The organism is Pseudomonas sp. 13B_3.2_Bac1 (genome assembly GCF_025466205.1).
GTDB classification, from domain to species: Bacteria; Pseudomonadota; Gammaproteobacteria; order Pseudomonadales; family Pseudomonadaceae; genus Aquipseudomonas; species Aquipseudomonas fluorescens_H.
On record NZ_JANLOG010000116.1, the window covers coordinates 23,538 to 31,428 of the forward strand.

Below are 7,891 nucleotides of genomic sequence, written 5' to 3' on the forward strand. Positions count from 1 at the left end.
CTCCCACATTAGATCTCCAGTGAACACAGAGTTTGTGTCGATCGGCGATCCAGTGTGGGAGCGGGCTTGCTCGCGAATACAGGCAGCGCGGTATCAGGCCTGGTGGCTGATCCGCCCATCCACCAAGGTGTAACGCACCACACCCGGCAAACTATGCCCAAGGAACGGGCAGTTCTCGCCCTTCGACAGCCAGCCTTCACCGGCCACGGTGGACGCCTTCGGGTCGAACAGCACGATATCCGCCGCACCGCCCACCGCCAGTTTGCCCGCCGGCAGACGCAGCGCATCCGCAGGCCCGGCACTCAGGCGCGCCAGCAGGGTCGGCAGATCCAGCAAGCCATCCTCAACCAGCGTCATCGCCAGCGGCAGCAGCAATTCGACACTGCTGATGCCCGGCTCGGTCGCGCCGAACGGTGCCAGTTTGGCGTCGCGCTCATGCGGTTGGTGATGGCTGGAAATCGCCGAAATCACTCCGGATTTCACCGCTTCGCGCAGGCCATCGCGGTCGGCGCGGGTGCGCAGCGGCGGTTGCACGTGATACAGGCTGCTGAAGTCGATCAGCGCTTCATCGGTGAGGATCAACTGATACAGGGCGACATCCGCCGTGACCTTCAAGCCACGGGCCTGCGCCTGGGCGATCAGGGCCACACCGCGTGCGCTGGTCAGTTGGCTGAAGTGCGCGCGCACGCCGGTCTGCTCGACCAGCAACAGATCGCGAGCGAGGGCCACGGTTTCCGCGGTTTCCGGAATCCCCGGCAGACCGAGGAAACTGGCGACCGGGCCTTCATGGGCCAGACCGCCATCCGCCAGATCGTGATCCTGCGAATTGAAAATCACCGTCAGGTCGAAGGTCGCCGCGTACTCCAGCGCCCGGCACAGGGTGCGGGTGTTGCGGAAGCTCTCCAGACCGTTGCCGAACGCCACACAACCGGCGTCGCGCAGCGCCACCAGTTCGGCCAATTGTTCGCCGTCCAGGCCTTTGCTCAGTGCGCCAATCGGGAACACCTTGGTGTTGCCGGCCTCGCGGGCGCGGTCGAGGATCAGTTCGGCCACGGCCGAAGTGTCGAGCACCGGTTTGGTCTTCGGTGGGCAGCACAGGCTGGTCACGCCGCCGGCCGCAGCCGCGCGGGTTTCGCTGGCGATGCTGCCTTTGCGGCTGTAACCCGGTTCGCGCAGGGCCACGTTCAGGTCGACCAGGCCCGGTGCGGCAACAAGACCGCTGGCGTCGATGGTTTCTACTGCGGTGAAACCGGCCGGTGTGGCGCCGAGGGCGACGATCTTGCAGGCTTCAACGTGGATGTCGGTGATTTGATCCAGGCCGCTGCTTGGATCGATGACGCGGGCGCCGAGAATGCTGAGCTTCACTGGGCGTTCTCCTGCTCGAATTGACGTTGCGCTGTTTGCCCGCTCATGGCCATCGACAGCACGGCCATGCGGATGGCGATGCCGTAGGTGACTTGATTGAGGATCACCGAGTGCGGGCCGTCGGCCACTGCGGACTCGATCTCTACCCCACGGTTGATCGGCCCCGGGTGCATGACGATGCAATCGGGTTTGGCCCCGGCCAGACGCGCGGTGGTCAGGCCGAACAGGCGGTAGAACTCGCCTTCGCTCGGCAGCAGGCCGCCGGTCATGCGCTCACGCTGCAGGCGCAGCATGATCACCACGTCGACGTCCTTCAGGCCTTCGTTCATGTCGGTGTAGACCTTGACGCCGTACTGCTCGATGCCGATCGGCAGCAGAGTCTTCGGCGCGATCACGCGGATGTCCGGGCAGCCGAGGGTCTTCAGGGCGAGCATGTTCGAACGCGCCACTCGCGAGTGCAGGATGTCGCCGACGATCGCCACCGAGAGGTTTTCGAAACCGCCCTTGTGCCGACGGATGGTGAGCATGTCGAGCATGCCCTGGGTCGGGTGCGCGTGACGGCCGTCGCCGCCGTTGATGATCGCTACTTGCGGGCAGACGTGTTCGGCGATGAAGTGTGCGGCGCCGGAGTCACCGTGGCGTACCACGAACATGTCGGCAGCCATCGCTTCGAGGTTGCGCAGGGTGTCGAGCAGGGTTTCACCTTTGCTGGCCGACGAGGTCGACACGTTCAGGGTGATCACGTCCGCCGACAGCCGCTGGGCCGCCAGTTCGAAGGTGGTGCGGGTGCGGGTGGAGTTTTCGAAGAACACGTTGCACACGGTCTTGCCGCGCAGCAACGGGACCTTCTTCACCGCACGGGCACCGACTTCGAGGAACGAGTCGGCAGTGTCGAGGATTTCCGTCAGCAACTCGCGGCGCAGGCCGTCGAGCGAGAGGAAGTGGCGCAGCTGGCCCTGATCATTGAGCTGCAGCGGGCGCTTGGTATCTAGAGGCGTCATCGCGAGGGGGACTCTCAATAAGGGCGGGTTAAGGATTCAGGTCTTGCAGTTCGAGCGTCAGCGGCTCCGGGCCGGACAGCTTCACGCGCTCGTCGGCGGCCAGCGACAGGGTCGCGCCGACCACGTTCGGGCGGATCGGCAGTTCGCCAGCGTCCAGATCGAGCAGGCAGACCAGGGTTACGCTGGCCGGGCGGCCGTAGTCGAACAATTCGTTCATGGCGGCGCGGATGGTCCGGCCGCTCATCAGTACGTCATCGATCAGCACCAGATGCTGGCCTTCGATCTCGAAGGGCAGGGCCGACGGGCGCACTTGCGGGTGCAGGCCGTTCTGGCTGAAGTCGTCGCGGTAGAAGGAAACATCCAGCGTGCCCAGCGGCGCGTCGCTGGCCAATTCCTTGAGCAGGGCCTGCGCGACCCAGATGCCACCGGTGCGGATGCCGATGTAACGCGGTTCGCGGATATCACGCTGTGCCAGGTGCGCCTTGAGGCGGATCGCCATCTGACTGATCAGATCGGCGGGATTGGGCAGGCTCATGGTTGCTCCTTCTTGGGGCCGAGCCGGGTCCTTGGACGCGGCTCGGGTCGTAGCTCAAAAGAAAAGCGCCGAAGCGCTTGTCAGGATTCAAACAATGCAGTGTTTTCGTCGAGCCAGCCTTGCAGCAGCAGGGCGGCGGCGATGGCGTCCACCGGGTTGTCGCGGTAACTGCCTTTCTGCCCGCCACGCACCAGTCGCTCACCCTTGGCTTCAAAGGTGGTCAGGCGTTCGTCGTGGGTATAGAAGGGCACATTGAAGCGGCCATTGAGGCGCCGGGCGAATTTCTCCGCGCGCAGGCACATCTCGCTGGGCGTGCCGTCCATGTTCAGCGGCAGGCCGACCACCACGGCGTCGGGTTTCCATTCCTTGAACAGCGCTTCGACCTGATTCCAGTCGGGCACGCCGTTCTGCGCTTTCAAGGTGCACAGCTCGCGGGCCTGGCCGGTAATCACCTGGCCGACCGCAACGCCGATCTGTTTGGTGCCGTAGTCGAAGCCAAGAATCAGGCGCAGGGCCATCAGGCGTGCCCCGCCTGGCTGGTCAGCAGGCTGAGGTTGATCCCCAGGTGCCGGGCCGCCGCCTCAAGACGCAGTTCGCTGCTGGTGTTGAACAGGATGTCGGCGTCGTACGGGCAGGTCAGCCAGGCGTTGTCGGCCAGTTCGGCCTCCAGTTGCCCGGCTTCCCAACCGGCATAGCCGAGGGCAATCAGGCTTTTCGCCGGACCCACGCCGTCGGCGATGGCGAACAGCACGTCCTGGGAGGTGGACAGCGCCAGATCACCGTCCAGCCCGACGGTGGCCTGAAAGGACTTGCCCGCCGGGTGCAGGACGAAACCGCGATCGGTCTGCACCGGGCCACCAATGAAGATCGGCACATGCTGGCACAGCGCTGGCGGATCGATGTCCGGGCGCAATTGCTCGAGGATGTCAGCCAGATTCAGCTCTTGCGGTCGATTGACCACCAGCCCCATGGCGCCATTGGCCGTGTGCTCGACGATGTAGGTCAAGGTGTGGGCAAAGTTCGGGTCGGCCATGTGTGGCATGGCGATCAGGAAGTGATGCTTGAGGTAGCTGGGGCTGACGTTTTTCATGAGCGATAGTGTGGCGTTCAAGGGGCGAACTGACAAGCTGGGGATGCGTTGCGAATGGTCTTCCCGCCCACTGTGGCGAGGGAGCTTGCTCCCGCTCGGCTGCGCAGCAGTCGTAAAAACTGATATCTCGGTGTATCTGATAAATGCAGGGGGCCGCTTCGCAGCCCAGCGGGAGCAAGCTCCCTCGCCACAAAAGCCCTTATGCAGGCGGTCAGTTGCTGGAAAGCTTGTCGCCCCGGGCGAATTTCCAGGTGCGGATGATTTCCAGTCGGTCGATATCCGACAGATCGCCGGTGAACGGCGCGAACGGTGCCGCCAGTCGGACGATGCGCTGCGCGGCCTGATCCAGCAGCGGCTGGCCGGAGGATTCGAGCACCAGCACTTCATACAGCGAGCCGTCGCGGTTGATCGAGACCATCAGCCGCAGGTTGCCGTAGATCTGCTTGCGCCGCGCTTCTTCCGGGTAATTGAGGTTGCCGATGCGCTCGACCTTCTTGCGCCAGTCGTCCTTGTACCAGGCACCCTTGTCGCGCATGGTCGAGGCGGCGCTCAAGCGGTGAATGCGCGGACGCTTGGCGTACAGCTGCTGTTCGTTGGCCAGTTCCGCTTCGAGGCTGGCGATGTCGCTGGACAGCTGCGAGCTGTCAAACGTCGGCGCGTTAACCGCAGGTTTGGTCTCGGTCCTGGTTTCTTCTTTCTTGGTTGGCGCCTTTTGCTGTTTCGGCGCCACCGTCGTCACCGCAGCCTTGGGCGCGGCTTCGCGCACTTCCGGTTTGGCGGCCGGGGGCGGGGTGACCTTCTTGACCTGATTGTCCTGGAACGGCGCGACCTCGGTGGTCTTGGGGATCGCCTTCTTGTCCAGGGTGCCGCTGCCTTCCTGGTTTTCCTGAGCGAGGAAATCAGCCTTTTTCGGCTTGGTTTCGCTCTTGAAGGTGGCAAGGGTGATTTCCAGGGTTTTACTGATCTGCTTGGGCTCGACCATGGTAAAGCCGACACCGAGCAGCAGCGCCAAATGAATCAGCGCCGCGAGAAACAGGGTAAATCCGAGGCGATCGGCCGGGCGCACGCCACGATGGGCGAGTTCTGCGGGCAGATCGGACGGGAGGGTCATGACAAGAAAACCAACATCGCGTTTTTCAGAGGCTGCGCATGATAACGCAATGTTGGTTTCACGCCTTGGGCTTCACGCTTCAAGCGACAGGCTGCATGTGACACACGTCAAGCTTGCGGCTTTTTGCCGGCGGCTTGCAGCTTCTTGTCGATCGCGTCCATCAGCAGGCCGCCGATGTCGGTACCGAAAGCGTTGTCGATTTCGCGGATGCAGGTCGGGCTGGTGACGTTGATTTCGGTGAGGTTTTCACCGATCACGTCCAGACCGACGAACAGCAGGCCTTTCTCGCGCAGAGTCGGGCCGACCTGGGCGGCGATCCAGCGATCCTTGTCGGTCAGCGGCCGCGCTTCGCCACGACCACCGGCCGCGAGGTTGCCACGGGTTTCGCCTTGGGCCGGAATCCGCGCCAGGCAGTAATCCACTGGCTCGCCGTCGATCATCAGGATGCGCTTGTCACCGTCCTTGATCGCCGGCAGGTAGGCCTGGCCCATGATCTGCTGGTTGCCGAGGGCGGTCAGGGTTTCCAGGATCACTGACAGGTTCGGATCGCCCGCGCGGTGGCGGAAAATCGAAGTGCCACCCATGCCGTCCAGCGGCTTGAGGATCACGTCGCCGTGCTTGGCGGCGAATTCGCGCAGCACATCGGCGCGGCGGCTGACCACGGTTGGCGGGGTGCACTGCGGGAACAGCGTGGCGAACAGTTTTTCATTGCAGTCGCGCAGGCTCTGCGGCTTGTTGACCACCAGCACGCCAGCGGTTTCCGCCTGTTCCAGCAGGTAGGTGGAGTAGACGAACTCCATGTCGAACGGCGGATCCTTGCGCATCAGGATCACGTCCAGATCGCTCAGCAGGTTGTCCTGCTCGGCGTCCAGTTCGAACCATTTTTCCGGGTTGGCGAAGACTTTCAGCGGCTTCATGCGCGCCCGGGCCTGACCTTCGGCCTGATAAAGGTCGCGCTGTTCCATGTAGAACAGTTCCCAGCCACGTTTCTGCGCGGCCAGCAGCATGGCCAGCGAGCTATCCTTTTTATAGGAGATGCTGGCGATAGGGTCCATGACAATCCCGACGCGAACGCTCATTGGGTTTTCCTCGAAAATTGGCTACCGGATCGGTATTGAAAAAGTGCCGCCAGAGTGGCGCCGGGCGGGTTTTCGGTCAAGGAAAAACCCGTCGATAGATTGCTTCTGGAGACTGTGCTAAAAAGGCTGGCATATCGTGCTGGCCCTTGAGCATCAAGGGTTTCCAGCCATTACTCATTGCAAAACGGACAATTTGATTCGCAAAGGCGACGGTAGAGCCCCCTTATGGAACAGCAGTCCAGCGCCTTGAAGGTCATGGTGATCGATGACTCGAAAACTATTCGTCGCACCGCCGAAACACTGTTGAAAAATGTGGGCTGCGAAGTCATCACGGCGATTGATGGTTTTGACGCTTTGGCGAAGATCGCCGACCACCACCCCGGGATCATTTTTGTCGACATCATGATGCCGCGTCTGGATGGTTATCAGACCTGCGCTTTAATCAAGAACAACAGTGCGTTCAAGGCCACGCCGGTGATCATGCTGTCGTCGCGTGACGGGCTGTTCGACAAGGCCAAGGGGCGGATTGTCGGTTCTGATCAATTTTTGACCAAGCCTTTCAGCAAGGAAGAACTGCTCGACGCGATTCAGGCCCACGTTCCGGGCTTTGCCGCCGTTTTGCCGCAGTAAGACACGTACAGTGACGCTCGGCCAGCGGGCCGGATGTCGACAAGAAAAATGGGGAAGACCATGGCACGTATCCTGATCGTCGATGATTCGCCGACTGAAATGTACAAACTCACCGGCATGCTCGAAAAGCACGGCCATGAAGTGCTCAAGGCCGAAAACGGCGCCGACGGCGTGGCCCTGGCCCGTCAGGAAAAGCCCGACGCGGTCTTGATGGACATCGTCATGCCCGGCCTCAATGGCTTCCAGGCCACCCGGCAACTGACCAAGGATGCCGAGACCAGCCATATTCCGGTGATCATCATCACCACCAAGGATCAGGAAACCGACAAGGTCTGGGGTACGCGCCAGGGCGCGAAGGATTACCTGACCAAACCGGTCGAAGAAGACACCCTGATCAAGACCCTGAACAACGTGCTGGCCGGTTGATCGCGCCGCCATGAACCAGTCGCTGACCGCGTTCGAGCTGCTGTGGCAGATCGACCAGCGCTGCCGCCTGCTGGCGGCGGACCTGCCGTCGCAGCCCGGCCGTCAGGATCGCTGGAGCGGCATCGGCTTTCGCCTCGGCGAGCACTGGTACGTGACGCCAATGGGCGAGGTCAGCGAAGTGCTGCACGAACCGCGCTGCACTCAGTTGCCCGGGGTCAAGCCGTGGGTCAAAGGGGTGGCTAACCTGCGTGGGCGCTTGCTGCCGATCATGGACCTGTGCGGCTTCTTCGGCCATGAGCTGTCGCCGCTGCGCAAACAGCGGCGGGTATTGGTGGTGGAGCACAACGACGTGTTCGCCGGGTTGCTGGTGGATGAGGTGTTCGGTTTGCAGCACTTCGAGCAGGACAGCTTCGAGCCGATCTCGATCAGCAAGCGCCAGGGCTCCAAGGCCGAGTTCGTCAAAGGCTATTTCCGGCGTGAGCAGAACTGGCGGGTGTTCAGCCTGTTTGCACTGGCCAAATCGCCGGTGTTCATGAGCGTCGCGATATAACCGTAACAACAAAGATCCCTTGTAGGAGTGGGGGGGGGGGGGGGGGGGGGCCCGGGGGGGGGGGGCGCCCCCCCCGGTAATATAATAACATAAAAAAATTTTTA

Annotated in this window: 10 protein-coding genes; 3 read left to right on the forward strand and 7 right to left on the reverse strand. The window is 62.4% G+C overall.

Annotated elements, in window-relative coordinates:
- Positions 1-93 precede the first annotated feature (93 nt).
- The 7 genes from NTD85_RS19205 to gshB form a co-directional block, all read right to left on the reverse strand.
- Positions 94-1,365 carry a dihydroorotase gene (locus tag NTD85_RS19205; protein ID WP_262142941.1) on the reverse strand — a complete coding sequence of 424 codons (1,272 nt, stop codon included), beginning with the start codon at positions 1,363-1,365 and terminating at the stop codon, positions 94-96.
- On the reverse strand, positions 1,362-2,366 hold the full coding sequence (locus NTD85_RS19210; RefSeq protein ID WP_003229107.1) for an aspartate carbamoyltransferase catalytic subunit: 1,005 nt from the start codon (positions 2,364-2,366) through the stop codon (positions 1,362-1,364). Before NTD85_RS19210 ends, NTD85_RS19205 begins: the two co-directional genes overlap by 4 nt.
- 28 nt (positions 2,367-2,394) lie before the next feature.
- Positions 2,395-2,901: a bifunctional pyr operon transcriptional regulator/uracil phosphoribosyltransferase PyrR gene (gene pyrR, locus NTD85_RS19215; protein WP_262142942.1), complete on the reverse strand. Its 507-nt coding sequence runs from the start codon at positions 2,899-2,901 to the stop codon at positions 2,395-2,397.
- An 80-nt stretch (positions 2,902-2,981) separates the two neighbouring features.
- Positions 2,982-3,419 carry a Holliday junction resolvase RuvX gene (gene ruvX, locus NTD85_RS19220; protein WP_003229101.1) on the reverse strand — a complete coding sequence of 146 codons (438 nt, stop codon included), beginning with the start codon at positions 3,417-3,419 and terminating at the stop codon, positions 2,982-2,984.
- Positions 3,419-3,991 (reverse strand): YqgE/AlgH family protein, encoded by a 573-nt coding sequence (locus NTD85_RS19225; RefSeq protein ID WP_262142943.1) that lies wholly within the window; start codon positions 3,989-3,991, stop codon positions 3,419-3,421. Before NTD85_RS19225 ends, ruvX begins: the two co-directional genes overlap by 1 nt.
- A 211-nt stretch (positions 3,992-4,202) precedes the next feature.
- Positions 4,203-5,102 (reverse strand): energy transducer TonB, encoded by a 900-nt coding sequence (locus NTD85_RS19230; RefSeq protein ID WP_003229097.1) that lies wholly within the window; start codon positions 5,100-5,102, stop codon positions 4,203-4,205.
- Between the two features lie 107 nt (positions 5,103-5,209).
- A complete protein-coding gene (gene gshB / locus NTD85_RS19235) occupies positions 5,210-6,181 on the reverse strand; it encodes a glutathione synthase (protein WP_003229095.1) in 972 nt (323 codons plus the stop codon).
- A 225-nt stretch (positions 6,182-6,406) separates the two neighbouring features.
- Here gshB and pilG point away from each other — a divergent pair, with 225 nt between their 5' ends.
- The 3 genes from pilG to NTD85_RS19250 are packed head-to-tail and all read left to right on the forward strand — an operon-like array spanning position 6,407 to position 7,787.
- Positions 6,407-6,811 (forward strand): twitching motility response regulator PilG, encoded by a 405-nt coding sequence (gene pilG, locus NTD85_RS19240; RefSeq protein ID WP_003229093.1) that lies wholly within the window; start codon positions 6,407-6,409, stop codon positions 6,809-6,811.
- 60 nt (positions 6,812-6,871) lie between these two features.
- Entirely contained in the window at positions 6,872-7,237 is a 366-nt protein-coding gene (gene pilH, locus NTD85_RS19245) for a twitching motility response regulator PilH (protein WP_003229091.1), read from the forward strand.
- A 10-nt stretch (positions 7,238-7,247) separates the two neighbouring features.
- On the forward strand, positions 7,248-7,787 hold the full coding sequence (locus tag NTD85_RS19250) for a chemotaxis protein CheW (protein ID WP_007964098.1): 540 nt from the start codon (positions 7,248-7,250) through the stop codon (positions 7,785-7,787).
- The last annotated feature ends 104 nt before the right edge of the window (positions 7,788-7,891 follow it).

Coding starts and splice junctions, on each gene's coding strand:
- NTD85_RS19210 (WP_003229107.1), bottom strand. CDS start 2,366: ATGACGCCTCTAGATACCAAGCGCCCGCTGCAGCTCAATGATCAGGGC.
- pyrR (WP_262142942.1), bottom strand. CDS start 2,901: ATGAGCCTGCCCAATCCCGCCGATCTGATCAGTCAGATGGCGATCCGC.
- ruvX (WP_003229101.1), bottom strand. CDS start 3,419: ATGGCCCTGCGCCTGATTCTTGGCTTCGACTACGGCACCAAACAGATC.
- NTD85_RS19225 (WP_262142943.1), bottom strand. CDS start 3,991: ATGAAAAACGTCAGCCCCAGCTACCTCAAGCATCACTTCCTGATCGCC.
- NTD85_RS19230 (WP_003229097.1), bottom strand. CDS start 5,102: ATGACCCTCCCGTCCGATCTGCCCGCAGAACTCGCCCATCGTGGCGTG.
- gshB (WP_003229095.1), bottom strand. CDS start 6,181: ATGAGCGTTCGCGTCGGGATTGTCATGGACCCTATCGCCAGCATCTCC.
- pilG (WP_003229093.1), top strand. CDS start 6,407: ATGGAACAGCAGTCCAGCGCCTTGAAGGTCATGGTGATCGATGACTCG.
- pilH (WP_003229091.1), top strand. CDS start 6,872: ATGGCACGTATCCTGATCGTCGATGATTCGCCGACTGAAATGTACAAA.
- NTD85_RS19250 (WP_007964098.1), top strand. CDS start 7,248: ATGAACCAGTCGCTGACCGCGTTCGAGCTGCTGTGGCAGATCGACCAG.